The sequence below is a fragment of the Mesorhizobium sp. M1409 genome (assembly GCF_040317535.1).
Classification (GTDB): Bacteria; Pseudomonadota; Alphaproteobacteria; order Rhizobiales; family Rhizobiaceae; genus Mesorhizobium.
Genome location: NZ_JAMYKV010000005.1, coordinates 1 through 25400 on the forward strand (window position 1 = coordinate 1; position 25400 = coordinate 25400).

General features: G+C 63.1%; 23 protein-coding genes and 1 pseudogene. 5 read left to right on the plus strand and 19 right to left on the minus strand.

Annotated elements, in window-relative coordinates; genetic code table 11:
• The coding region (locus NKG99_RS05785; protein ID WP_352865142.1) for an ISAs1 family transposase at positions 1-735 on the plus strand (735 nt) is incomplete at its 5' end.
• Between the two features lie 57 nt (positions 736-792).
• On the opposite strand, the gene NKG99_RS05790 is transcribed toward NKG99_RS05785, so the two are convergent.
• From NKG99_RS05790 to NKG99_RS05825, 8 genes are all read right to left on the minus strand, one after another.
• Positions 793-1176: a nitrile hydratase accessory protein gene (locus NKG99_RS05790; protein WP_352865144.1), complete on the minus strand. Its 384-nt coding sequence runs from the start codon at positions 1174-1176 to the stop codon at positions 793-795.
• A complete protein-coding gene (gene nthB, locus NKG99_RS05795) occupies positions 1163-1822 on the minus strand; it encodes a nitrile hydratase subunit beta (protein WP_352865145.1) in 660 nt (219 codons plus the stop codon). Before nthB ends, NKG99_RS05790 begins: the two co-directional genes overlap by 14 nt.
• Positions 1819-2424, minus strand: coding sequence for a nitrile hydratase subunit alpha (nthA, locus tag NKG99_RS05800; RefSeq protein WP_352865146.1), 606 nt, complete (start codon positions 2422-2424; stop codon positions 1819-1821). The genes nthB and nthA overlap by 4 nt, the downstream gene beginning before the upstream one ends.
• A 78-nt stretch (positions 2425-2502) precedes the next feature.
• Positions 2503-5664 (minus strand): efflux RND transporter permease subunit, encoded by a 3162-nt coding sequence (locus NKG99_RS05805; protein ID WP_352865149.1) that lies wholly within the window; start codon positions 5662-5664, stop codon positions 2503-2505.
• Complete coding sequence (locus tag NKG99_RS05810) at positions 5661-6920, minus strand: efflux RND transporter periplasmic adaptor subunit (RefSeq protein WP_352865153.1); 1260 nt, start codon at positions 6918-6920, stop codon at positions 5661-5663. Before NKG99_RS05810 ends, NKG99_RS05805 begins: the two co-directional genes overlap by 4 nt.
• A 250-nt stretch (positions 6921-7170) precedes the next feature.
• Entirely contained in the window at positions 7171-7767 is a 597-nt protein-coding gene (locus NKG99_RS05815) for a LysE family translocator (RefSeq protein ID WP_352865156.1), read from the minus strand.
• A 115-nt stretch (positions 7768-7882) separates the two neighbouring features.
• A complete protein-coding gene (gene ilvN, locus NKG99_RS05820; protein WP_023757090.1) occupies positions 7883-8455 on the minus strand; it encodes an acetolactate synthase small subunit in 573 nt (190 codons plus the stop codon).
• 85 nt (positions 8456-8540) lie between these two features.
• Positions 8541-10322 (minus strand): acetolactate synthase 3 large subunit, encoded by a 1782-nt coding sequence (locus NKG99_RS05825; protein WP_352865159.1) that lies wholly within the window; start codon positions 10320-10322, stop codon positions 8541-8543.
• Positions 10323-10806: 484 nt separating this feature from the next.
• Here NKG99_RS05825 and NKG99_RS05830 point away from each other — a divergent pair, with 484 nt between their 5' ends.
• On the plus strand, positions 10807-12609 hold the full coding sequence (locus tag NKG99_RS05830) for an NAD(P)-binding domain-containing protein (protein WP_352865161.1): 1803 nt from the start codon (positions 10807-10809) through the stop codon (positions 12607-12609).
• A 76-nt stretch (positions 12610-12685) separates the two neighbouring features.
• On the opposite strand, the gene NKG99_RS05835 is transcribed toward NKG99_RS05830, so the two are convergent.
• Genes NKG99_RS05835 through NKG99_RS05845 form a run of 3 tightly spaced genes read right to left on the minus strand, consistent with a single transcriptional unit; the run spans position 12686 to position 14133 of the window.
• On the minus strand, positions 12686-13213 hold the full coding sequence (locus NKG99_RS05835; RefSeq protein WP_352865164.1) for a GNAT family N-acetyltransferase: 528 nt from the start codon (positions 13211-13213) through the stop codon (positions 12686-12688).
• A gap of 43 nt (positions 13214-13256) precedes the next feature.
• Positions 13257-13565, minus strand: coding sequence for a hypothetical protein (locus NKG99_RS05840; protein WP_352865167.1), 309 nt, complete (start codon positions 13563-13565; stop codon positions 13257-13259).
• Between the two features lie 4 nt (positions 13566-13569).
• Positions 13570-14133 (minus strand): helix-turn-helix domain-containing protein, encoded by a 564-nt coding sequence (locus NKG99_RS05845; protein ID WP_352865169.1) that lies wholly within the window; start codon positions 14131-14133, stop codon positions 13570-13572.
• 155 nt (positions 14134-14288) lie between these two features.
• Here NKG99_RS05845 and NKG99_RS05850 point away from each other — a divergent pair, with 155 nt between their 5' ends.
• Complete coding sequence (locus tag NKG99_RS05850; RefSeq protein WP_352865172.1) at positions 14289-16121, plus strand: ATP-binding protein; 1833 nt, start codon at positions 14289-14291, stop codon at positions 16119-16121.
• Between the two features lie 217 nt (positions 16122-16338).
• Here the strand turns inward: NKG99_RS05850 and NKG99_RS05855 are convergent, their stop codons facing one another.
• Positions 16339-17130: a GGDEF domain-containing protein gene (locus NKG99_RS05855; protein ID WP_352865174.1), complete on the minus strand. Its 792-nt coding sequence runs from the start codon at positions 17128-17130 to the stop codon at positions 16339-16341.
• Positions 17131-17259: 129 nt separating this feature from the next.
• The gene (miaA, locus tag NKG99_RS05860) at positions 17260-18204 is read right to left on the minus strand and encodes a tRNA (adenosine(37)-N6)-dimethylallyltransferase MiaA (RefSeq protein WP_352865177.1); all 945 of its coding nucleotides are present in this window, start codon (positions 18202-18204) and stop codon (positions 17260-17262) included.
• Between miaA and serB the strand changes: the two genes are divergently transcribed.
• Both serB and NKG99_RS05870 read left to right on the plus strand, forming a co-directional pair.
• The gene (serB, locus tag NKG99_RS05865) at positions 18194-19081 is read left to right on the plus strand and encodes a phosphoserine phosphatase SerB (RefSeq protein WP_352865180.1); all 888 of its coding nucleotides are present in this window, start codon (positions 18194-18196) and stop codon (positions 19079-19081) included. The two genes, miaA and serB, sit on opposite strands and share 11 nt — an antisense overlap.
• Positions 19078-19652: pseudogene (locus NKG99_RS05870) on the plus strand (GNAT family N-acetyltransferase). Before serB ends, NKG99_RS05870 begins: the two are co-directional and overlap by 4 nt.
• A 46-nt stretch (positions 19653-19698) precedes the next feature.
• Here NKG99_RS05870 and NKG99_RS05875 read toward each other — a convergent pair.
• The 6 genes from NKG99_RS05875 to NKG99_RS05900 form a co-directional block, all read right to left on the minus strand.
• On the minus strand, positions 19699-21216 hold the full coding sequence (locus NKG99_RS05875; RefSeq protein WP_352865182.1) for a DegQ family serine endoprotease: 1518 nt from the start codon (positions 21214-21216) through the stop codon (positions 19699-19701).
• Positions 21217-21406: 190 nt separating this feature from the next.
• Positions 21407-21595 carry a DUF2065 domain-containing protein gene (locus NKG99_RS05880; RefSeq protein WP_352658533.1) on the minus strand — a complete coding sequence of 63 codons (189 nt, stop codon included), beginning with the start codon at positions 21593-21595 and terminating at the stop codon, positions 21407-21409.
• Positions 21596-21601: 6 nt separating this feature from the next.
• Positions 21602-22576 (minus strand): protease modulator HflC, encoded by a 975-nt coding sequence (gene hflC / locus NKG99_RS05885; protein WP_352865185.1) that lies wholly within the window; start codon positions 22574-22576, stop codon positions 21602-21604.
• A complete protein-coding gene (hflK, locus tag NKG99_RS05890) occupies positions 22576-23700 on the minus strand; it encodes an FtsH protease activity modulator HflK (RefSeq protein ID WP_352865187.1) in 1125 nt (374 codons plus the stop codon). Before hflK ends, hflC begins: the two co-directional genes overlap by 1 nt.
• A 167-nt stretch (positions 23701-23867) precedes the next feature.
• A complete protein-coding gene (locus tag NKG99_RS05895; RefSeq protein ID WP_352865190.1) occupies positions 23868-24383 on the minus strand; it encodes a dihydrofolate reductase in 516 nt (171 codons plus the stop codon).
• A complete protein-coding gene (locus tag NKG99_RS05900) occupies positions 24383-25399 on the minus strand; it encodes a DUF4424 domain-containing protein (protein ID WP_352865192.1) in 1017 nt (338 codons plus the stop codon). Before NKG99_RS05900 ends, NKG99_RS05895 begins: the two co-directional genes overlap by 1 nt.
• Position 25400 lies beyond the last annotated feature (1 nt).

Below are 25400 nucleotides of genomic sequence, written 5' to 3' on the forward strand. Positions count from 1 at the left end.
ATGGTTTCCGCCTTCGCCGCCCGTCAACGCTTGGTGCTGGGGCAGGTCAAGGTGGCGGACAAAGCCAATGAGATCCTCGCCATTCCCAAGCTGCTGGACATGCTGGCCATCGAGGGGGCCATCGTGACCATCGATGCCATGGGCTGCCAGCGTACCATCGCCCAGAAGGTCCTGGACAAGAAGGCCGACTACATCTTCGCCCTCAAAGGCAATCAGGGCACGCTGCGCGATGACGTCGAACTCTTTGCCGCCGAGCAAAAAGCCCGCAACTTCAAGGACGCCACCGTGAGCCGCGCCAGCACGGTCGATGGTAACCACGGTCGTATCGAGACCCGAGACATCACGGTTATCCACGATGTCGACTGGCTTCAAAAGAGCCATCAATGGCCTGGCCTCAAGAGTGTCGTCATGGTCCAGAGCACCCGTGAGGCCGGCGGCAAGATCGAACGCGAGACGCGTTTCTACATTACCTCGCTGGTTCTCGTCGCCAATCTGATCGGCCCTCTCATCCGCGACCATTGGGCCGTCGAAAACAGCCTCCACTGGGTGCTCGACATGGTCTTCCGCGATGACGAGTGCCGCCTGCGAACAGACCATGCTCCAGCAAACTTCACCACCATAAAACACATGGCTCTCAATCTCATACGACGAGCGCCTGGAAAGGATTCGTTGCGATTGAAACGAAAAGTGGCGGCGTGGGACGACGAATTCCTCGTAAGCGTCATCTCACGATAATTAACTCACCCGATTCCCCTGCGATCTCGCTCGACGTCCTTAGGGCGGGTTGCCGACCTATCGGCTCGGGCCGCCACGACCCTGTCGGGTCAGACTGGGATCGTTCTCCAGCAGGATCGGCTTGCCGTGCGGGGTGGCGTGCGCTGCGCGTTCCCAGGCCTCAGCCATTGCGTCGACATCCGCCTTGGCGGCCAGCCCTTTCGAGACAAGCAGGCTTTCGAGTGCCGCCAGCCAATGTTCGTAATAGTCATGGCCATCAGCCGCGGCACCTGGCTTCTTCACCTGCGCCGACAGCGCCTGCGCCCATTCACTCCACGAAAACAGGCCCTTGTCGTGCAACGCTACCGTCATGGCGAAGGCTTCGGCCTGCCATGGCTCGGCAAAGACCGGAGCATCGACGCCCGGTGGCAGATCGGCGACGAGGCCCTCACGCCGGCTCAAGATAGCTCTCCCAGGCGTCGATCGAAACGCTCAGCGTCGGGTCGGCCCCCTCGCCCCAGATTTCCGCCCCTTCGAAAACCACGGTGTAGACCCATTGCGGGTTTTCACCGTGCCCATGCGCGTTGCTGTCGGGAAACGCGAACCCGTCGCGCACCGCCTCGATTGTACACTGCCTGCCGCGTGCGTAGCGCGGCAGCCGCGTGTGGCCGGTCGGGTTGAAGTTCTTGGTCCGCACGAGGTCGCCGGCCTTGAACCGCGCCGGCCGCGCCACCGGCCGGTCGCAGGGACCGCCCTTGGCCAGCACATCAGGCACGCTTTCAGCCTTCAATACCCGCTTCGGCACCGCTGCCGGATCGACCGCCGTGCCTGCCTCGAGATCGCGCTCCGTGACGAAGCCATGGCGCTTGAGCAGGATCTCCAGCGCCTTGATCCAGATCTCGTAGTAGCTGGAGGCATAATAATCGGCGGGATGCAGCGATTCCCGCGCATGCCGGCTTTCGTCGATGTTCCACGCTCCCATCGCGCCGGCAGTCAGCGTCACGCCGAGCGCTCGCCTTTCCCAGGCGGCATGAAAATACGGTTCGTCCTTTTCCGGCGCGACCGGGCCGAACCCCATCTGTCCGCCGAGATCGTGCGGCCCGTTCATGCCGGCTGCCTCGCCAGGCCGGTGCCGATCATCGCATCGCGGCTCACCAGTTCCGCTAGCCGCTCCTCGCTCCAGCCCTCGGTGCCCTCCGGCCGCATCGGCACGACGAGATAGCGCAGTTCCGCGGTCGAATCCCAGACGCGGATCTTCTTGTCCGCCGGCAGCGTCAGCCCGAATTCCTCCAGCACCCCGCGCGGATCGATGACGGCGCGCGACCGATAGGGCGGGGCCTTGTACCAGACCGGCGGCAGGCCGAGCACCGACCACGGATAGCAGGAGCACAGCGTGCAGACGACGAGGTTGTGCGTCTCCTCGGTGTTGAACACCGCCTGCATATGCTCGCCCTGCCGGCCGGTATAGCCGAGCGATCCGATCGCCGCGGTCGCATCGCGTTTCAGCCAGTCGGCAAACTCCGCGTCGGCCCAGGCCTTGGCCACCACCCTGGCGCCGTTGCGCGGGCCGATTTTCGTCTCGTAAGTATCGACGATGACATCGATCGCCGCCGGATCGATCAGCCCCTTGCGGGTGAGGATGGTCTCCAGCGCGCGCACGCGGGCTGCAAACGGATCGAGTTCGTTGTCGTGGTCATGATCGTGTGACATGGCGCCAAATTACGGTTCCGGTGTTGCCACCGCAAGCGCAACGCCTTGGGCCAGCGGCATATGGAGCTGGCCCTGCCTCTATTCGGCGGCCGCCCGCTGCGGTTCGGGCAGCATTTCTTCCCTCGCCCTGAACAGCGAGGGCTGGTCGATATCTTCGACACGACTCGGCTCGCCCTTGCGCTTCGACCATAGCCCGACCAGCCAGCCCGAGAAATTCTCCATGTAGACATAGATCACCGGGGTCACGAACAGGGTCAGCGCCTGCGACGCAAGCAGACCGCCGACAACGGCAACGCCCAGCGGCTGGCGCAATTCGGCGCTGGCGCCCGTGCCGAGCGCGATCGGGAACGTACCCATCAATGCCGCCAGCGTCGTCATCATGATCGGCCGGAAACGCATCAGGCAGGCCTTGTGGATCGACTCGGTCGCCGACATGCCTTCTCGTCGCAGTTCGAGCGCGACGTCGACCATCATGATGCCGTTCTTCTTGACGATGCCGATCAGCATCAGGATACCGATCACCGCGATGACAGACAGATCCATGCCGGCAAAGCGCAGGGCAACAACCGCCCCGAGCACAGCCGACGGCAGGCCGGTGAGGATCGTGAGCGGGTGGATGAAGCTCTCATAGAGGATGCCGAGCACGATATAGATGGTCAGGATCGCGCCGCCGACCAGAAGACCCTGGTTGGCCAGCGAATCCTGGAAGGTCTTGGCCGTGCCGGCAAAGGTGGTCGAGATAGCCGTCGGCATGCCGATCTGCTCTTTGAGCGCGTCGATGCGCGCTACGCTGTCACCCAGCGCAACGCCCCGCGGCAAATTGTAGGAGATCGTCACCGCCGGAAGCTGGCCGAGCTGGTTGACCGTCAGGGCGCCTGCCGTGCGCTCGACCCGGGCGAAGGCGCCGAGCGGAACCAGACTGCCGCTTGCCGTCCTCATCTGGATGGCGAGCATCCGCTCGGGCGACCATTCGATCTTGGGATCAAGCTCGGTTATGACTTCGTAGCTGTCGGCCGAACCGAAGATCGTCGAAACCTGGTCGGTGCCGAACCCGCCATAGAGGGCAGAGCGCAGCGTGTCGGTATCGATGCCGAGCTGCGCGGCCTTGTCGCGATCCACCACCAGCGTCGCCTGCAGCGCATTGTTCTGCAGGTCGCTGGTGACATCGGTGAAGTTCGTATGGTCGGCCGCCATCGCGTCATTGAGTTTCTGCGCCCAAATATCGGTCTGGCCGGCATCGAGCCCCTGAACCACGAGCTGGTAGGCGCTGGCCGACGACCGTGAGCCCAGCCTCAGGTTCTGCACCGGCTGCATGTAGGTCTCGATACCCGCCACGCCGGCCAGTTGCTTGCGCAGATCCGAAAGCACCTTGTCGATATCGGGACGCTGGTCCTTGCCCTTGAGCTGGACGAAGAGCTGCCCCTGGTTGAGCGCATTGTTGCCGCTACCCGCCGACCACGCCACATGGTCGACATAGGGCGAATGCGAGAAGACGCTGGCGACCTGCCCTTGCAGCTTGGACATGGCGTCGAACGAGATGTCCTGGCGCGCAATGGTGGTCACCGATATCTGGCCGATATCCTCCTGTGGGAAGAACCCCTTCGGCGAGACCTCGATCAGCCACACCGACGCTGCCGCGGTTCCCATGAAGACGAGGAACACCAGGAAGGTGTGCCGCAGGCAGAAACTCAAGATCCGGTCGTAGCCGCGTGTGACGAGGTCCTGCTTATGGCCAGGGCCATGCTTGTCGCGGTCGGCCTTCGTGACCGACAGCAGCCGCGAGCACAGCATCGGCGTCAGCGTCAGCGACACGAACATCGACGCCAGGATGGCGACCGTCACCACGACTGCGAACTCGTTGAAGATGCGCCCGATGACGCCGCCCATCAGCAGCACCGGGATGAACACCGCCACCAGCGAGATCGAGATCGAAATGATGGTGAAGCCGATCTCGCGCGCGCCCTTCAGCGACGCATCGAAGGCCGACAGCCCATCCTCCTCCATGTGGCGGAAGATGTTTTCCAGCATCACGATGGCGTCGTCGACGACGAGGCCGACGGCGAGCGTCAGGCCCATCAGCGATATGTTGTCGATGGAAAAGCCGAACAGGAACATCGCGCCGAGCGTGGCGATCAGCGAGATCGGCACCGCCACGGCCGGAATGATCGTCGCCGTCACCCGGCGCAGGAACACGAAGATCACCATCACCACCAGCGCGATGGTCAACAGCAGCGTGAACTGCACATCGTCGACGGCCTGGCGGATCGAGGTCGAGCGATCGTTGAGCAGCTTGATCGAGGCAGCGGCCGGCATCTGGTCCTGGAAGGACGGCAGCATCGCCTTGACCTTGTCGACGACGTCGACCGTGTTGGCGTCGGGCTGGCGCTGCACCGCCATGATGATCGCGCGGGTACCATCGTACCAACTTGCGGTCGTGGTCGTCTGCACCGAATCGACGACGCGGGTGACCTCGCCCAGCCGCACCGGGTGACCGTTTTTGGTGGCGATGATGATGTTGGAGAAGCCGGCCGCGTCATTGAGCTGCGTGTTGGCGGTGATCGTGAGCTGCTGCTTGTCGTTCTGCAGCACGCCGAGCGGCGTGTTGCTGTTGGCGGACGCGATCGCCGCCTGCAACTGATCGATCGAGATGCCGCGCGCGGCAAGCGCGGTCGGGTCGATCTGGATGCGCACCGCGTATTTCTGCTGGCCGAAGATCGAGACCTGCGCCACCCCGTCGATGGTCGACAGCGACGGCGAGATGACGTTTTCCGCGAAAGCATCGAGATCGGTCAGCGGAACCGTGTCGCTGACCAGCGACATCAAAAGAATGGGCGCGTCGGCCGGATTGACCTTGCGATAGCTCGGCGGCGCCGTCATCTGCGGCGGCAGCGATCTTTGCGTGCGCGCGATCGCCGCCTGTACATCCGCGGCGGCGGCGTCGATGTCCCGGTTGAGCACGAACTGGATGGCGATCGAGGTCTGGCCAAGCGAGTTGGTGGTCGAAATGGAATCGATGCCGGCAATGGTGGCGAACTGCTTGATCAGTGGCGTCGCCACCGAGGTCGCCATGGTCTCCGGCGAGGCGCCGGGCAGCGAGGCCGAGACATTGACCACCGGGAATTCGGCGCTGGGCAGTGCGGCCACCGGCAGGAATTTGTAAGCGAACAGTCCGCCCAGCACCAGCGCGAATGACATCAGAAGGGTGGCGACAGGCCGGCGTATGCAAAATTCGGAGATCATCGAGCCGCCTCGCCGGCATTGGCTGCCTCGGCCACCTTGGGCGCGGCAGCACCCGCCGCGGCCTTGCCTTCATGCACGGCGGCGCCGTCCTTCAGCTTTGTCTGGCCTTCGGTGACAACTTTCTCACCGCTTTTCAGCCCTTGGCTGATGGCGCTGTTCTCGCCGTCGGTCAGCGCCACCTGCACCGGGCGCATCTCGACGGTGTTGTCCGGCTTGACCACATAGACGAACGGCCCCTTCTGGCTGGGCTGGACCGCGACCGTGGGAACGGAGGTCATCCGCGGCATGATGCCGGCGTCGAGCACGACATTCACATACTGGCCCGGCCAGAGCGAAAGATCGGCATTCGGAATGCTTGCCCGCGTGGCGATCGTGCCCGACGCGGTGTCGACGCTGGAGTCGACGAAATCGAGCGTGCCCTTGCCGATCGGCGTCGGGTCGCCGTCCTTGGTCAGCGTCACTGCCCCTTGCCGCGGGTTGGCGAGCGCCTTGTGCAGCAGCGCCAGGTTGCTCTCAGGAAGATTGAAGTTGACCTGCAGCGGGTCCATCTGGGTGATGGTCACCAGCGGAGTGGCCGTGCTGCTGTTGCCATTGCTGGTGGTGACGAGGTCGCCGACGGCGACATTGACCGCACCCAGCCTGCCGGCAATCGGCGCCGTGATCGTGGCAAAGCCAAGCTGGACGTTGTCGGCGTCGATCGTCGCCTTGTCGGCATCGACGGTCGCCGCGGCAGCCTTCTCCGCGGCGACGGCCTGGTCGTAGGTCTGCTGCGTGCCGGCCTGCTTGGCGACCAGGTCCTTGGCGCGCTGCAGATCCGAACGCGAGCTGGCGAGCATCGCCTGGTCCTTGGCGAGCGCCGCCTGGTCCTTGGCCAGTTGCGCCCTCAGCGCCCGGTCATCGAGCGAAAAAAGAACGTCGCCAACCCTGACCATCTGCCCGTCCTTGACGTCGATCGAGACGATCTGGCTGGAGACCCGCGCATTGATGCTGACGACGGCCGGAGAGGAGACAAAACCGATCGCATAGCGCCGGATCGGGAAATCGGCGGTCGAGGCGACGGCCGAGAGGATGGATGCGGAGCGCGACGCGCCAGCGGCTTTCTTGTCCAAACCCGCAGCCGGTTTGTCCGACGGCGCGGCCACCTGCCTTGCGCCGACGAGCTGTCGAACCCTGCCCAGCGCATCAGGCGAAAGATAGAGCCAGGCCGCTGCCAGGCAGGCGAGGGCAAGCAACGAAAGAACGGCTTTTCCACGCATGGTCAAAAGGCCCTCTTCACCCGACGCGCCGTGGTCCGATGGTTCTTATTCTAACGCAAATCACGGCCGTTGCCGCGATTACGCCGAATACATAGGACACGCCTTTGTCGGAAAAGGGCCAAAACACGGCATTACGAAGATTTAATGTGCACTGCACAATGGATGTGCAACACGGCTTGGCTCCCAATCTGGACGGCCCACCGAGAGTCCGGATCCCGTTTCGCGACGATCAGATGGTGCGCCCCACGACCTACCTCAGCATCGGCCAAAGCGTCGCCGCCAAGAGCACGCCCATGGCGATGTTGAACCATTTCAGCCGCAGCGGGTCCGACAGGAAACCGCGCAGTGCGGTGCCGAACCCCGCCCACACCGAGACGCTTGGCAGATTGACGACGGTGAAGGCCACGGCGATCAACACCACCGACAGGAATGGACGCTCAGGATTGGCGTAGACGGCCATGGCGGTGATCGCCATCACCCATGCCTTCGGATTGACCCACTGGAATGCCGCCGCATCGATGAAGCGCATCGGCTGTGCCTTCACCTCGCCCTTGCCGCTGAGTGAGCGCGACATGGCGATCTTCCAGGCGAGATAGAGCAGATAGGCACCGCCGGCGATCTTCAATCCGGTGTGCAGCGCCGGGAAAGCCGTAAGCACCGCGCCCAGGCCAAGACCCGCGGCAACCAGCAGCACCAGGAAACCGATGCTGATGCCCAGCATGTGTGGAACCGATCTGACGAGGCCGAAATTCACACCCGATGCCAGAAGCATGAGGTTGTTCGGCCCCGGCGTGATCGAGGTCACGAAAGCGTAGACAAGCAGGGCAAGGAATGCGTCAAGCGACATGGTATCCTCCCAGATATGTCAGCATTATTGTCGCTTCGTGAGGTCCGCGCAAAGGCCAGCGGCCGGCTCGTGGCCGGACCAGGCGCGCCCCGCCAAGACTGTCGGTGCGGCGGACTTACATCGCCTGTGGGCCGCGATTCAACGCCGCCACGCCGGTGCGGCAGATTTCGACCAGGCCGAGCGGCTTCATGATGGCGATGAACTGGTCGATCTTGGAGCCCTTGCCGGTGATCTCGAAGATGAAATGCTCGGTGTTGGCGTCGATGACGCTGGCGCGAAAGGCGTCGGCCAGCCGCAGTGCCTCGACGCGGGCCTCGCCGGTGCCGGCCACCTTGACCAGCGCCAGTTCCCGCTCCAGCGGCCGCTCCTGGCCGGATTCGTGCGAACGCACGGTCAGGTCGACGACGCGGTGCACCGGCACGATGCGCTCCAGCTGATGCTTGATCTGCTCCAGCACATGCGGCGTGCCGCGCGTCACGATGGTGATGCGCGACAGGTGCTTCTCATGTTCGGTCTCGGAGACGGTCAGGCTTTCGATGTTGTAGCCCCGCCCGGAAAAGAGGCCGATGACCCGGGCAAGCACGCCCGGCTCGTTGTCGACCAGCACGGAAAGCGTGTGATTTTCCGGCTTTTCGGTTTCCTTGGCGATGAAATAAGCGGAACCGGTCGGCTGTAGCTGTGCGTTCATGACATGAATCTCGATTTCAAGCTCTTGGATCTAATTCTCTATTTGCGCACGGCTTCTCGCGACAGCCCTGCCCCCGTTCTGACGGCTACACCAGTTCCCTGCCCCTGGCGTCGATGGCGTTGGCCACCGCCTCGTCGGTCGCCTCGTCGGGCAGCAGCATCTCGTTGTGCGCCTTGCCCGACGGGATCATCGGGAAGCAGTTGGCGAGCGTCGCGACCCGGCAATCGAACAGCACCGGTTTCCTGACCGAGATCATCTCCTTGATGGCGTCGTCCAACTCGTCCGGCTTCTCGCAGCGAATGCCATGGCCGCCATAGGCCTCCGCCAGCTTGACGAAGTCCGGCATCGCCTCGGTATAGGAATGCGACAGCCGATTGCCGTGCAGCAGCTGCTGCCACTGCCGCACCATGCCCATATACTGGTTGTTCAGGATGAAGATCTTGATCGGTGCGTCGTGCTGCACCGCAGCGCTCATCTCCTGCATCGTCATCTGCACCGAGGCATCGCCGGCGATGTCGATGACCAGCGCGTCGGGATGCGCGATCTGGACGCCGAGTGCGGCCGGCAGGCCGTAACCCATCGTGCCCAGCCCGCCCGACGTCATCCAGCGGTTCGGCTTCTCGAAGTGATAGTGCTGCGCCGCCCACATCTGGTGCTGGCCGACCTCGGTCGTGATGTAGGTGTCCATGCCCTTGGTCAGTTCGTAGAGCCGCTCGATGGCGTATTGCGGCATGATCACGTCGTTGTTCATCTTGTAGGCGAGCGAGTCGCGCGCGCGCCATTTGGCGATCTGCTCCCACCAGGGATAGAGCGCCTTCTTGTCGGCCTTGGCGCTCGCCCGCCACAGCCGCACCATATCCTCCAGCACCCGGCCGACATCGCCGATGATCGGCACCTCGGTGTGGACGTTCTTGTTGATCGACGACGGATCGATGTCGATGTGGATCTTCTTCGAGTTCGGCGAAAACGCGGTCAGCCGCCCGGTGATACGGTCGTCGAAACGCGCGCCGATGCAGATCATCACGTCGCAATCATGCATGGCCATATTGGCTTCATAGGTGCCGTGCATGCCCAGCATGCCCATCCAGTTCTTGCCCGATGCCGGATAGGCGCCGAGGCCCATCAGCGTCGAGGTGATCGGGAAACCGGTGAGATCGACCAGCTCGCGCAGCAGGTGGCTTGCTTCCGGGCCGGAATTGATGACGCCGCCGCCGCTATAGATTATCGGCTTCTTGGCGCCGGCCATCAGCTCGACCGCCGCCTTGATCTTTTCCAGGTCGCCCTGGACCTTGGGCTGGTAGCTGGTGCGCGGCGCGATCTGCGGCGGGACGTAGAATCCCTTGGCGAACTGCACATCCTTCGGGATGTCGACGACGACCGGACCGGGACGGCCGGTGGTCGCGACATGGAAGGCCTCGTGGATGGTCGCGGCAAGCTCGTTGACGTCCTTCACCAGCCAGTTGTGCTTGGTGCAGGGACGCGTGATGCCGACCGTATCGCATTCCTGAAAAGCGTCGGAGCCGATCAGCGAGGTCGGCACCTGCCCGGTCAGGCAGACCAGCGGGATCGAATCCATCAGCGCGTCCTGCAGCGGCGTCACCGCATTGGTGGCGCCGGGGCCGGAGGTCACCAGCATGACACCGGCCTTGCCGGTCGAGCGCGCATAGCCTTCCGCCGCATGGCCGGCGCCCTGTTCGTGGCGCACCAGGATGTGCTCGACCTCGTCCTGCTGGAAGATCTCGTCATAGATCGGAAGGACGGCGCCGCCCGGATAGCCGAAGACATGCTTGACGCCATTGTCCTTCAGCGCCTGCACCACCATTTCGGCGCCCGTCATTTCGCGCCGCTCGTTCTGTCCGTTGCTCATCGGTCTGGTCCCGTACTGTCCGCCATCTGGCGATTGCTGGTCGTTTAGTCGTGTTTCAGGCAATAAAAAAGGCTCCCGAGGGAGCCTGTGTCTGCGCATGGGGGGGGTTCGCCCGGCGGTTACACCGCCTTGCCCATGCGCTTTCCTACGAGAATGAGTGCCGTTTTCATGGTGGCGGACACTAAGGGCGGGAAAGGCACCCTGTCAACGGGAAAAAGTCGCGCCGGCAATGAAGGCGTTCCATGGCTCGGTGCCACGACGGAGCGTGGGTACTGTCTTTGCTGCCGCCGTTTCTGAGGCATGAGCTGTGTTCAGCCGCCGCCGCAACGTATTTTGGAAATCGCGGCTTCGGATAAGCCGTTGAAACCGCTGAAAACTATGGCGGGGCGTGACGAGGGCCGCTATCTTTGCCGATACTTGATCGTCCGGCCGGCACGTCCGGCGGAGCCACCATGACGATCTGGATTTCACGGGAGGAAACCTGATGCTCGACAAGGCCCCTAGCAAGAAACTGTCCGACTTGCTCGACCAATTCGGCGCCGCCCTGGCCGCCAATGACATCGAGAAAGCGGTCGATTGCTTTCAGGAGGATTGCTATTGGCGCGACCTCGTCACCTTCACCTGGAACATCAAGACCATGGAAGGCCGCGACCAGGTTCGCGACATGCTGAAAAGCCAGCTGTCGAAAACCAGGCCGTCACACTTTGCCATCGCCAAGGGCGAGGATGCGACCAAGAGCGGCGGGTTGATCGAGGGCTGGATCAGCTTCGAGACGGAGGTGGCACGCGGTTTCGGTCATGTCAGGCTGAAGGACGGCAAGATCTGGACGCTGCTGACCACCATGGTCGAATTGAAAGGCCACGAGGAGCCGGCGGGTTTCGCGCGGCCGATGGGCGCCAAACACGGCTCGGGCAAGAACCGTCCGACATGGAAGGAAGAGCGCGAGAAGGAAGCGGCCGAACTCGGCTTCAAGACGCAGCCCTACACGGTCATCATCGGCGGCGGCCAGGGCGGCATCGCGCTTGGCGCGCGGCTACGGCAACTGGGCGTGCCGACCATCATCATCGAGAAGAACGAGCGGGCCGGCGACAGCTGGCGCAAGCGCTACAAGTCGCTCTGCCTGCATGACCCGGTCTGGTACGACCATCTGCCCTATATCGACTTCCCCAAGAACTGGCCGGTCTTCTCGCCCAAGGACAAGATCGGCGACTGGCTGGAAATGTACACCAAGGTGATGGAGCTGAACTATTGGTCCTCAACCGAGGCCAAAAGCGCTTCCTATGACGAGAAGAAAAAGGAGTGGACCATCGTCGTCCACCGCGACGGCAAGGACATCACGCTGAAGCCGAAGCAGTTGGTGCTGGCGACGGGACAATCCGGCAAGGCCAACATGCCGAAATTCAAGGGCATGGAAGACTTCAAGGGCGATCAGCATCACTCCTCGCAGCACCCCGGACCCGACGCCTATGTCGGCAAGAAGGCCGTTGTCATCGGATCCAACAATTCCGCCCATGACATCGCCGCGGCACTTTGGGAAGCCGGCGCCGACGTCACCATGGTGCAGCGCTCGAGTACCCACATCTCCAGATCCGACACGTTGATGGAAATCGGACTGGGTTCGCTCTATTCGGAGCAGGCGGTGCAGAACGGCATCACCACGGCAAAGGCCGACCTGATCTTTGCTTCGCTGCCCTACAAGATCCTGCACGAGTTCCAGATCCCGGCCTATGCCGAGATGAAGAAACGCGACGCGGCGTTCTACAAGGGATTGGAAGACGCCGGTTTCATGCTCGACTGGGGCGACGACGAGTCCGGCCTGTTCATGAAGTACCTGAGGCGCGGCTCTGGCTATTATATCGATGTCGGCGCCTCACAGCTGATCATCGATGGTTCGATCAAGCTGAAGAGCGGCGTCGGCGTCGAAGAGATCAAGCAGCATTCGGTTCTGCTCAGCGACGGGTCGGAACTGCCCGCGGACCTCATCGTCTACGCCACCGGCTACGGCTCGATGAACGGCTGGGCCGCCGATCTGATCTCCAAGGGCGTCGCCGACAAGGTTGGCAAATGCTGGGGCCTCGGCTCGAACACCACCAAGGATCCCGGCCCATGGGAAGGCGAGTTGCGCAACATGTGGAAGCCGACGCAACAGGAAGCGCTGTGGTTCCATGGCGGCAATCTGCATCAGTCACGCCACTATTCGCAGTTCCTGTCGCTGCAGTTGAAGGCGCGGCACGAAGGCATCGCGACACCGGTCTACGGCCTGCAGCAGGTCCACCACAAGGGATAGTCGATCGCCATTCCAGCCGAGCAGCATGAAGGAGGCACGGCTTGCACACCCTGCCTCCTTCCCCGATTGGATGACCTTACGAGATTGGCCCGATCCGCTTCCAGTAGATGAGCGTGCCGGTCAGCCCGCCATGCGGCTTCAGGGCATAGTCCGGTATCTCGCCGGTCAGCGTGAAGCCGAGCTTTTCATAGAGGCCTGAAGCGCCATCTTCAGCGGCCGTGTCCAGAACCAGCAGCGTGCGCCCCTTCTCGACCGCAAGGCCTTCGGCGGCCCGCATCAGGCGCGTTCCCACACCGCTGCCCCGGCGATCGACCCGGGTCATCAGCTTGGCGATCTCGGCCCGGTGCGGCTGGTTGGGCGGGAAGTCGAGCAGCAAGGTCACGGTGCCGACCAGGACCTTGCCGTCCCAGGCGCCAAGCACCGCTCTTTCCCCTCTTTCCGCCGCGGCCAGCGATTTCTCCCAGAATGCCCTTGCCGTCTGCGGCGCCAGCGGATGCATGAAGCTGACAGATCCGCCGGCCGCCACCGTTGCGACCAGCAATTCGGCCAGCATCTCCTGCGTCTGAGCAGACGGGGTCAGGGTTCCGATCTCGATCAAGTTCATGTGCAGGATGTCCTGTGATTTGCGATAGACGCGGGCATTGCCATCAGTCCAGATGGCGCACGCGGCGTCGCTTTCGCACCGCCTTGATGGCGCTGATGCGTTCGGTGTCTTCCGCCCCGAGATGCCGCCCGCGCTCCAGAATCTCGAGCGTGTACTCCTCATAGGTCAGGCCCAGCCGCTCGGCCTTGTCCATGCGCAGCAGCATGACGTCGCGGCTCGGCGCCTTCCACGCCTTGGCATGGGCGGCCTGCCAGGCAAGGAAGACGTAGGGATCGCCCTTGCCCCATGGCGGCCCCTTATACTCATCAAGAGGCGGCCCCCCATTGTGGGAGCGCTTTGGTCTCTTCGCCATGACGTCAGCCCCTGACCAGCGCGACGAGATAGTCGGCGCCGAGCTCCAGGGCGTGGAAGGTGCAGTCCGACGGCGCGCCGAGCGCCAGGCAATCGCCGGGTTCGAGCCTGTGCACCACCTCGCCTTCGATGAATTCGAGTCGCCCGGAAATCAGCCATATCTGCTGCTTGATGAAGGCGTAGGAGGCGGCCGGAAAGCTGACCTTGGCGCTCGCCGGCAGCTGCACCCTGATCAGCTCGAGCGGCATGTCGGACGCCGGCGAAAGGTGCCGTCTCACATAGCCGGTATCGGGATCGCGCCACACCGGCTGATCGGCCTCGCGCAGCAGCCCGCCGCCATGCAACTCCGCGCGCGCGATCAAGGTCGACAGGGTCAGGCCGAAGGCCGCCGCGATGCGAACGAGAAGGGCCGCCGTCGGACTGGTCTTGCCGCGCTCGATCGTGCTCAGCATCGCCTTCGAGACGCCGGAACGCTCCGCGAGTTCGGCCAAGGACCAGTCCCGCATGATCCTTTCGGCGTGTATCCTTCGACCGATCGTCGAGGAAATATCGTTCGCTATATCATCCATATGTCTATTATAGCGAAATATCGACACCGGAAAAGAGCCGCCTCGCTACAATTTTCACGGACCCCTTAATCCTCTCTACACCATCCGACCTCATCGGGCCTTAACCCCATTCCTGTAGGATCGTTGCTCCAGGGGAAATGGGGATTGGCCTGTCCATGTATGTCGAACGCGAAGCCTCCGTTGGAGAACCGACATCGCAGGAGCGCCGCGACGCCGAGCAGAACGACAGGCGCATCCTGGGCAATGTCGTGCAATGCGACGGCGCACGCGCGACCATCGGTGCCTATGCGAATGATGTCGACGGCGCGGTGACCGGCCTGTGGACGGTCGGCAAGATGATTTCCATCAATCTCGGATCCACGCGAACCGTCGGCCTGGTCTACGGGATCGGCAAGTCGGATCGTGCCTGGAGCAATGAGGGCCAGAACGCGATCGAGGTCAGCATCGAGCTGATCGGCGAAGTGCGTGACGGAGCAGAGCCGGCCGCCAAACCGGTCTTCGACCGCGGCATCACCGCCTATCCGCATATCGGCGCCGTCGCGCACCGCATCCGCACCCGTGACCTGCAGGCGGTCTATGACCTCGCCGGGCGTCATTCGATCGCCATCGGAACGCTCGCGCAGGACGAAACGATCGCCGCCAATATCGCCATCGACGATACGCTGGCGCGTCACTTCGCCATTGTCGGCACCACCGGTGTAGGCAAATCCACCGCCGTCTCGCTGCTGCTGCGCAAGTCGATCGCGGCAAGACCCGACCTGCGCATCCTGATCCTCGACCCGCACAACGAGTTCGCGGCGTCGCTGCCCGAATACTGCGTCAGGGTCGATTCCAAAACCTTGGATCTTCCGTTCTGGATGTTCACGCTGGAGGAATTCGCCGAGGTGCTGTTCCGGGGCCGCGAGACCGAGCCGGAAGAAATCGATGCCTTGCGCGACCTCATTCCGGCCGCCAAGAACCTTTACCGCAATCCCAATTCCGGCGCTTATATCAGGCGCGGCGGCGATGCGCTGACCGCCGATACGCCGGTTCCTTACCGCATCGCCGACCTCCTCAAGCAGATCGACGAGCGCATGGGCATGCTCGAAAGCAAGACCGATCGCCCGACGCTCAGATCGCTGAAGACGCGCATCGAATCGGCGGCGGCCGACCCGCGCTACCGCTTCATGTTCAACTCGCGCCTGATCGAGGACACCATCCACGAAACGATCGGCAACATCTTCCGCGTGCCGCATCATGGCCGCCCGGTGACCTGCTTCGAGATGGCCGGCATGCCGTCCGAAGTGGTCAATTCCGTCTGTTCGGTGCTGGCGCGCCTGGCCTTCGACCTCGCTCTGTGGAGTGAAGGCAAGCTGCAGCTTCTGTTTTTGTGCGAAGAAGCGCACCGCTATATGCCCGCCGATCCGCGCCTCGGCTTCGCGCCTACCAGGCACGCGCTGTCGCGCATTGCCAAGGAAGGCCGCAAGTATGGCTGCTATCTCGGCGTGGTCACCCAGCGCCCAGGCGAGCTCGACCCGACCATCCTGTCGCAATGCTCGACCTTCTTCGCCATGCGGCTTGCCAACGAGCAGGACCAGGCGATCATCCGCTCGGCGATTGCCGACTCTTCCGCCTCGACGCTTGCCTTCCTGTCCTCCATGGGCCAGCGCGAAGCCATCGCCTTCGGCGAAGGCGTGGCGGCGACAATGCGGCTCAAGTTCGAAAAACTGCCGAGCCACCTGCTTCCCGGCACGGCCAAGCGCGAAGAGGCCGCCTCTTCGAAGTCAGCCGACGATGTCGATCTGGTGGCGATCGTCGAACGACTGCGCAACGTGCCGAAATCAACGCAGCAGTCGATGGCCTTCGCCGAAGTCGTCGATTCAGGCCGCCAGGCCGGCGACCCCGACTACCGCAAGCCCCCCGCCGCGCGCGCGCCATCGGACGACGACTTCGACATGCGCTACGGCCTCAAGCCCGCAACCTTCGGCCTGCGCCCGCAAAACGACTGAGTTTGCGGCCTGGTTGTTCTGCCCGCTGATTGAGAAACCGCGCCAAGCTTGCGCTCTGCCCGGACCGCTTGGGTAAATCCCGTCAGGGAATTCGTCAGGCTGAGTCGGCTGGTGCTGTTTTCGAGAACCGGAGCGGAGCGGACGTTTGAGTCCGAGAGCACTGGAGGCGCAGAAAATGGCGGCAGACGGCCAGCCTCACGAATTCAGCGACGGGATTTTAGGCGCAGACGCGGTTGCGGCCTTGCCTCTTCGCCTCGTAGAGCTGGCGGTCGGCGCGGCGATAGAACTCCTCCGCCGTCTCCTTGCGATCCCAGACGGCAAGCCCGACGCTGGTGGTGATCTTGAGGCGGACATTGCCTGACAGCACCGACATGTTGGCGATCGCCTTGCGGATGCGCTCGGCAAACTTGCCCAGAAGGTCGGCGTCCATGTTGGGCGTGACCACCGCGAACTCCTCGCCGCCTAATCGCGCCACCACATCGTGGTAGCGTGTCATATCCTTGAGGCAGTTCGCGACGGCCTTGAGCACCTCGTCGCCGACGTCGTGGCCATGGGTATCGTTGACCTGTTTGAAATGGTCGAGATCGAGGATCATCAGCCCGACCGGCTTTTCGATGCGCCTGAACTCCTCGAGATACTCCTTCAGCGCATCATCGAAATAGCGCCGGTTCTGCATGCCGGTCAGGCCGTCGGTCAGCGCCGCATGCTCGAGTGTTTCCGAGCGCGCGCTGAGCGAGACCGTCATGGCGCGCAGCTTGCCTTCTTCCGTCGCCTGTTTTCGGATCAGCGGATAGATGAAGAAAATGCCGAAGAACAGCGCGGTAGCCAATAGCACGCCGGTCGCGAACAAAAGCTTGTTGAGATAGATGACCTTGTCCAGACCCGAAGCCGTATGCAGCTCGTTGGCGAAGGATTGCAGAAGTCCATAAGCATGCAGCGTCACCAGGCCGGCGGCCAGGATCACGAATATAAAGACGAAAAATGCTGATTCCGCCTTGTGGAAACGCATCTGCTCCCCGTTGGAAAAGTGCCCACTGACCTTATGGCATGGGCGGGCTTACGGAGGGTTAATTTGGACAACCGCAACGAGAACCTTTCTTTGCAAGTAAACTTTTCAGGTTGCAATGGAAATAAGCAGTCAGATCGTGGTTTCCACATCATCACCGGGGCGCACCCTTTGCCATTCCGGCCCCAGCTGATGCCTGAACCAGGTCGTCTGCCGCTTGGCATATTGCCTGGTCGCGATCTTGGCGCGTTCGATCGCCTCGGGAAAGCCAATCTCTCCGGCGACCGCGGCCTGCAGTTCGCGAACGCCGATCGCCTTCATCGCCGGCAATTCGGGATCGAGGCCAAGCGCCGATAGAAGCTTGACCTCGTCCAGCGCGCCCTTGTCCAGCATCTGGTCGAAGCGTTTTTCGATGCGGCCGACCAGCGCCGCCCGGTCCGGCTCGATCACCAAGAAACGCGCGGTCTCCCTGTCGATGAGCGGCCGGCCGCGTTCTGCCTGCCATTCCCGAATCGAACGGCCCGACGCGTCGAGCACCTCCAATGCGCGCACGATGCGCTGGCTGTCGGTCGGCTTGAGCATCATGGCGGCCGCCGAATCCTCGCGCAGCAGCAGGCTGTGCAGCTTGACGGCGCCCTGCTCCTTCAGTTCGTAGCGCCAGCGGTCCCGGACCCGCTGCGGAATATCGGGCATTTCCGAAATGCCCTCGGCCAACGCGCGGAAGTAGAGCCCGGTACCGCCGACAAAAATTGCTGGCCGTTCGGAAAGCGCACCCTCGTCGATCAGCTTCATCACGTCGCGCAGCCATGCGCCGGTGGAATAGGCTACGGCCGGGTGGACATGGCCGTAGAGGAAATGTGGTGCGCGGGCGAGGTCGGTCGCCTCCGGCCGGGCGGTCAGCACATCGAGCACCGAATAGCCCTGCATGGAATCAGCGTTGACGATCACGCCGCCCTTGCGCTCGGCCAGATCGAGCGCCAGCGCCGACTTGCCGCTGGCGGTCGGCCCGGCTATCAGGATCGCGTTCTTCACGCGGCCCTCGCCCGCCTGTCCGCCGGAATGTTCCATGCCGCTCATCGCCACGCTTGTATCCCATCCCGCCGACCGCGCTTTGTCGCTGTCGCTTGCGAATATGGCGTCACGGTCGGCCGGCGCAAGCGCTGTTGTCTGGCTGGCCGAAGGGATTGCCTGCGATCTTGTCTTGCCTGAGGCAGCCGACGCCGCCGATACGAGTGCCGTCTTGCGCACGGTACTCGCCACCGAGGCGGTCGACGTGATCGTCCAGCAGGCGGAAACCCGGCGCAAGAAAATCCTGATCGCCGATATGGATTCGACCATGATCGACCAGGAATGCATCGACGAACTGGCCGACGAGATCGGCCTCAAGGATCGGGTTGCCATAATTACCGCGCGATCGATGAATGGCGAGATCGCCTTCGAACCGGCCTTGCGCGAGCGGGTGGCGTTGCTGAAGGGACTCGATGCGGCCGTGGTCGATCGCATCGTCGCCAATCGCCTGACCCTGGCCTCGGGCGCTCGCGCGCTGGTTCAGACCATGCGCGCCAACGGCGCCTGGACGGCACTCGTGTCTGGCGGATTCGAGGTCTTCACGACGCGCATCGCGGCCATGCTCGGCTTCCAGGAGAATCGCGCCAATCGCCTGCTCGAACAGGATGGCCGCTTCACCGGACTGGTCGGCGAGCCGATCCTCGGCCGTGCCGCCAAGGCCGACGCGCTGCTCGAAATTTCAGCGCGCCTCGGCCTGACGCCTGCCGACGCCATCGCCGTAGGTGACGGCGCCAACGATCTCGACATGATTCGCCTGGCCGGCACCGGTGTCGCGCTGCATGCCAAGCCGACGGTGGCGGCACAGGCAAAGGTCCGCATCGACCATGGCGACCTGACCGCGCTGCTCTATGCGCAAGGCTACAGGCAGGAAGAGTTTGTGCAATGAAACCAATACGTACCGAGCGCCTGATCCTGCGCAACTGGGAGGATCGTGACCGCGCGCTGTTTCACCGGATCAATTCCGAAGAACAGGTGATGGAATTCTTTCCGTTCCGCCGCGATCGGGCCGCCGCGGATGCCAAGATGAACGAGTTCCGGACCTCGATCGCCAGGGATGGCTACGGTTTCACCGCCGCCGAGATTGTCGCCACCGGAGAATGCATCGGCTTCATCGGCCTCTTCGACACAGATCATTTGCCATTCCTTCCGGCCGGCACCTTCGAGATCGGTTGGCGACTGGCCCCTGAATTCTGGGGCAAGGGCTATGTCACCGAAGCGGCCGAGGCATGGCTTGCCTACGGTTTCGAAAGGCTTGGCCTCGGCGAGATTATCTCCTTATCGCCGTCGCCGACAACAGGCGCTCCATCGCCGTGATGGAACGCCTCGGCATGAGTGCCGACCCGGCCAGCGACTTCGACCATCCCGACGTCCCGGACAGTCACCCGGCGCTCAAGCGGCATGTCCTCTACAGGCTCTCCCGCGCCAACTGGGAACAAAGAAAAAAGGGCGGCCCCTAGCCGCCCTGTCCACTCAAGATGAGAATTCTGCCGGATCTTCCGGGCTTCAGTCCATCCGGATCGTCACGAACCTGAGCTCGCCGGTCTTCGACGCCAGCATCAGCAGCGCATTCTTGCGTCCCTGTTCCTTCAAGGCGCCGATCCGGTCCATGACGTCCTTGGGCGTGGCGACCGATTCCTGCGCGATCTCGGTGATCACCTCGCCTGGCTGGATGCCGCGCTCGGCGGCAGCAGAATCCTTGGTGACGTCGGTGATGACGACGCCGGAAACATCGGCCGCAATGCTGAATTTCTTGCGCGTCTCCTCATTCAGTTCGCCGACCGTCATGCCGAGCACCGAAGCCGTGGAAACGGCCGGGGCCTTGTCACCCTTGTCCTGGTCGGTATTGCCACCCTCCTCGCCGCTGGTGAGCTTCTCGCCATCCTCGAGCCGGCCGAGCGTCACTTTCACGGTCTGCTCGACGCCCTTACGCACGATCAGCACATCGACCGCCTTGCCGACCGGGCTTTCGGCGACGACGCGCGGCAGGTCGCGCATTTCATGGATGTCCTTGCCGTCGAACTTGATGATGACATCGCCGGCCTGGATGGTGCCATTGTCGACCGGTCCGCCCTTGATGACGCCGGCGACCAGCGCGCCCTTGGCGGTCGCCATGCCGAGGCTCTCGGCGATGTCGTCGGTGACCGGCTGGATGCGCACGCCGAGCCAGCCACGCCGCGTCTCGCCGAACTGGCGCAACTGGTCGACGACGCCCGAGGCGAGCTGCGAGGGAATGGAGAAGCCGATGCCGATCGAGCCTCCAGAGGGCGAAATGATGGCGGTGTTGATGCCTATGACCTCACCGGCGCTGTTGAACAGCGGGCCGCCGGAATTGCCGCGATTGATCGCGGCATCGGTCTGGATGAAGTCGTCATAGGGGCCGGAATTGATATCGCGGTTGCGGGCCGAGACGATACCGACCGTCACCGTGCCGCCGAGGCCGAACGGATTGCCGATCGCCATCACCCAGTCGCCGACACGCATCTTGGTGGAATCGCCGAACTTCACCGCCGTCAGCTTGTGTCCTTTCGGATCGACCTTCAGCACCGCGACATCGGTCTTGGTGTCGGTGCCGACCAGCGTTGCCTTCAAGGTGGCGCCGTCGGAAAAATTGACCTCGATGTCGTCGGCGTCGGCGATCACGTGGTTGTTGGTGACGACGATGCCTTGCTCGGCGTCGACGACGAATCCGGAACCCAGCGACTGCACTTTCTGCGCGCCGTTGTCCTTGTCGCCGCCACGGTTCTTGAAGAAATCGTCGAAGAAATCCTGGAAGGGCGACCCCTCGGGTAGTTGCGGCATCGGCACGGCGCCCGGACCTTCGGTGCCCTTCACCGTCTGCGAGGTCGATATGTTGACCACCGCGCCGAGCAGGCCTTGCGCCAGGTCGGCGACGGAAGCCGGCCCATCCGCGGCAAATGTCGGCGTCACGGACGACGGGACAGCGACGGCGCTGACAAGAAGTGCCGCCGCGCCGGCGATGAACGTCCGCCGTGCCGCGCGCAAGATTGTATTGGATGTCATCGAGAAGCCTCCCGGTATTCCTGAAAAGAAAAGCGCTTCGACGAAAACGCCGCGTCGCGCCATGTTGGCAAAAAATACGGCACGTTTGCGGCTATGACCATCGGCAGAGGATAAATCATCCGTTATCCCCGGGATCGATGCTCGTATCCCGGATCGATGCTCGTATCCCAAAAACCGAAGCTCACCGGCCTCATATGCCTCGCACCAGCCAGACGATCCCGACGCCGATGGCGATCGCCGCCAGCCCGGCAATCCGCAACGCGTTCTCGGGCAGCGACAACACTTCGGTGGCAAGCTTCCTGGCAAGGCCGGGAAAGCCGCCATAGACCAGACCTTCTATGACAAGGACGAGACCCATGGCGGCGAGAAAATCCTGCACCGGCCGCTACTGGCCGGTGCTGGGCTGTGCCGCCGGCGCGGCAGGTGCCGTCGCCGGAGCGGTTGGAGCAGGCGCGGGCGAAGTCGGCTTTGCCGGCCCTTCCTTACCGTCGGGATCGCGGAAGAAGCGGAAGAACTCCGAGCTCGGCGACAGCACCATCGTCGTCCCGGTGTTGTCCAGCGCCGCTCCATACGCATTCATCGACCGGTAGAAATCGAAGAAGGCCGGATCGCGCTGATACGCTCCCGCGAAGGTGGCACTGCGCTGGGCTTCGCCCTCGCCGCGCAGGATTTCCGACTCTTTCTGTGCTTCGGCAACGATCTCGACCACTTCGCGATCGGCGCGGGCCGTGATGCGCTGTGCCGCTTCATTGCCGCGTGCCCTCAGTCGCGCGGCCTCCGCCAGGCGTTCCGCCTTCATGCGATCGTAGGTCTGTTGCGAAACCTCGGCGGTGAGATCGGTGCGGCGAATGCGGACATCCTCGATCTGCAGGCCGAGCGAGGTGGCGTCGGGCCTGAGCTGATCACGGACTTCACGCATCATCACGGCGCGCTGTTCGGAGAGCGCGGCCTCGAAATCGCGCAGACCGTAGACGCGGCGCAAGGCAGCGTCGAGACGCGTCCTGAGCCGAGCTTCGGCCAGTTCGATCTGACCGGACACGGCGGAGCGGAAGACGCGCGGATCCGAGATGCGATAGGCGATGAAGGCGTCGACCTCATAGAACTTGCCGCCCGACACCTGGACGCGGATGTTGTCGAGATCGAAGCGCAGCACCCGGTTCTCGATCAACTGCACCGTATCGGCGTCGAAGAACGAGAACGGCGCCTTGAAGTAGATGCCGGGCTCGCTCTTGACGTCGACGATCTCGCCGAACCTGAGCACCAGCGCCTGCTGGCGCGCATTGACCACGAAGACCGACGAATAGAGCAGGAACAGGATGACCACTGCTGCGACGACGATGATGGGAAGACGGTTGGCCATCACTGGTTACCTCCCGTGACGCCACCAGGGGCGGCCGGTGCCGGGGTCTTCGGCTGCAATGCCGGCAGCGGCAGATAAGGAAGGACCCCTTGCCCGTTGCCCTGCTCGACGATGACCTTGTTGGAATCCTTCAGAACCCTCTCCATGGTTTCCAGATAGAGGCGCTTGCGTGTCACGTCGGGCGCCTTGGCGTATTCGTCATAGACCGAGATGAAGCGCTGTGCCTCACCTTCGGCTTCCTGCACGACCCGGTTCTTGTAGGCGGCCGCGTCTTCGCGGACCTGTGCGGCCTCGCCGCGCGCCTGGCCGAGCTTCTGGTTGGAGTACTGGTTGGCCTGCTCGACGAACTTGTCTTCGTCTTGCTCGGCGCGCTGCACCTCGTCGAACGCATCGGCCACTTCGCGTGGCGGTGCCGCATCCTCGATCGAGACGGCGTTGACGTTGAGGCCGGCCTTGTAGCCGTCCAGCGTCGTCTGGATGATTTCACGCACCGAGGCGGCAATGCCCTGGCGATCGTCGCGGAAGATGTCCTGCGCCGGCCGGCGGCCGACGGCTTCACGCATGGCGCTTTCGGCAACCTGCCGCAGCATGCCGTCGGGATCGGACACGTCGAACAGATACGCGCTCGGGTCGGAGACCTGATAGGCCACCGAGAACTGGACGTTGACGATGTTCTGGTCGCCGGTGAGCATCAGTCCGGACGTGTTGCCACTCGTCGCGCCGCCGCCGCCGATGTCGACGAGCTGCTCGGAAATCTTGGCCGTTTCGACCGTTTCGAGCGGCCACCAATGGAAATGCAGGCCGGGCTGCGACAGCTCGGTCTTTGGCTTGCCGAAGCGCAGTTCGACCGCGACCTCGTCGGGCTGCACGGTATAAACCGCCTTGAACGCCCACAGCACCACAAGTGCCGCCGCGATCAGCGCGAAAATGGCTGGGCTTGCGCCACCGCCACCCGGCAGGGCGCGCCGCAGCCGGTCCTGGCCGCGGCGGATGATGTCTTCAAGATCGGGAGGCGAGCCCTGTGGGCCGCTCGGTCCCTTGGGTCCCTGCCCCCAGGGTCCCTGATTGTTGCCGCCGCCGCCCCACGGGCCGCCGCCACCGCCGCTTTTATCGTTCCAGGGCATAAATGTCCTTTCGCTTGGAATTCCCTCAAACGCCGGCATTACGGCGCAAAATCCAGTATGTTCTTCTATAGGGACGCCGCGAGGCGCTTTCAACGCGATGCGCTGCCAGTTCGTCCGATTTGGTCCGGTCGCGACCCTTTGTCTTCTTTCAATGCCCTTTTTGTCATTCAAAGTCTCGCGCGGCGCTCGTAAATCGTATAGCGCGTCGCGTGGCTGTCCTTTTCTCCGGCTGGAACGTCCTGGGAGCTGACGACAAGCCAGGAATCCGGATCGATGAGCGGGAAATGCGCATCGCCGTCGACCGCTGCCAGCACATGGGTGACGTGCAGCCGGTCGGCCAGCAGCAGCGCCTGGGCATAGATTTCGCCGCCGCCGATAACGCAGACTTCGTCCACACCGGCCATGCAGCGCACGCGCACCGTTGCCAGCTGGATCGCGGCTTCGAGCGAATGCGCGACCTCGACGCCCTCGGCGCGCCAGGCCTTGTCGCGGGTAACCACGATGTTCAGCCTGCCAGGCAGCGGCCGGCCGATGCCTTCATAGGTCTTGCGGCCCATGATTATGGGTTTGCCCATCGTATCGGCCTTGAATCGCTTGAGATCGGTGGACAGCCGCCACGGCAACCCGCCGTCTCGCCCGATCACGCCGTTCTCGGCAATGGCAACGTAGATTGCGACGTGCATCAGTTGGCATTCCCCCCATTTCTGTCAGACGGCACCAGCAGCAGGATGTCGATGTCGTGCTCCGGGTCGAAATCATTCGCCGTCATCTCGAATGTCGTCGGCCCGACCTTTTTGACACTGTCGCCGCAGAACGAGACCAGGGCTTTCGGATTGCCCTTGTCGACCGTCAGTTTGAACTTGCCGATCGAACCCGCCGCCCAGTTGCCGCCTGTGGTCAGGATATAGGCGATCCGATTTTCATAATATTTTGAATAGCCGTCGGGGTCGTCCTTGGCTGCCTTGCGCACCGCATTCTCAAATGTGTCGTCCATGCAGTAGCGCGTCTTGTAGGTCGCGTACTGCCCTTGGAACTTGCCGTCGTAGAAAAAGCTGACCGAAGAGGTGCCCCCGACGCTCGGCTTGTAGCGGTGGGAAACGTGGACGTCCTTGTTGGCTGGAAAGGTCGAGCGCCACCAATAGGTCGAACGCAATTGCCAGAACGGCGTGTAGATCTTCTTCGTCTCGGTGCCATCGCCGCCGGTATCCTCGATGATGATGCCGCGGTTGACCCAGTCATCGGTAACCGCTTGAGGCAGCTTGGCCAGCGCCGCCTTCGCCGCGTCGCCGAAAGGATAAAACGGCACGTTCTGCGCCTTCAGATCGGCGCCGATGTCGATGCCGAGCGCCAACACCTTCTGCTCGAGCCGCGGCTTTGCCGGTGCGCCATCGATCGTCACCTCGAAGCCGAGGAAATTGTCGCTCTGGTCGTTGGGAAGCGCCGGCCTCTCTTCAGGATCGCCTTCGATGTCGGGCATCGGGAAGGCGACGATGGCGTCGACATCCCGATCGGTGTTGTTGTGGAAGACGTAGTCGACCGTCACTTTTTCCGGCGAGATGAAGAGGTCCTCGCTTTGCATTGCCACGGCATCGCTGCGCGACAGGATCAGGCCGCCGGTGCCAAGTTCGGCAATCGAATCATTGGCGAATGCGGGCGCGGCTGAAAGCATCAGCGCTGCAGTCAGAACAAATCGCAACATC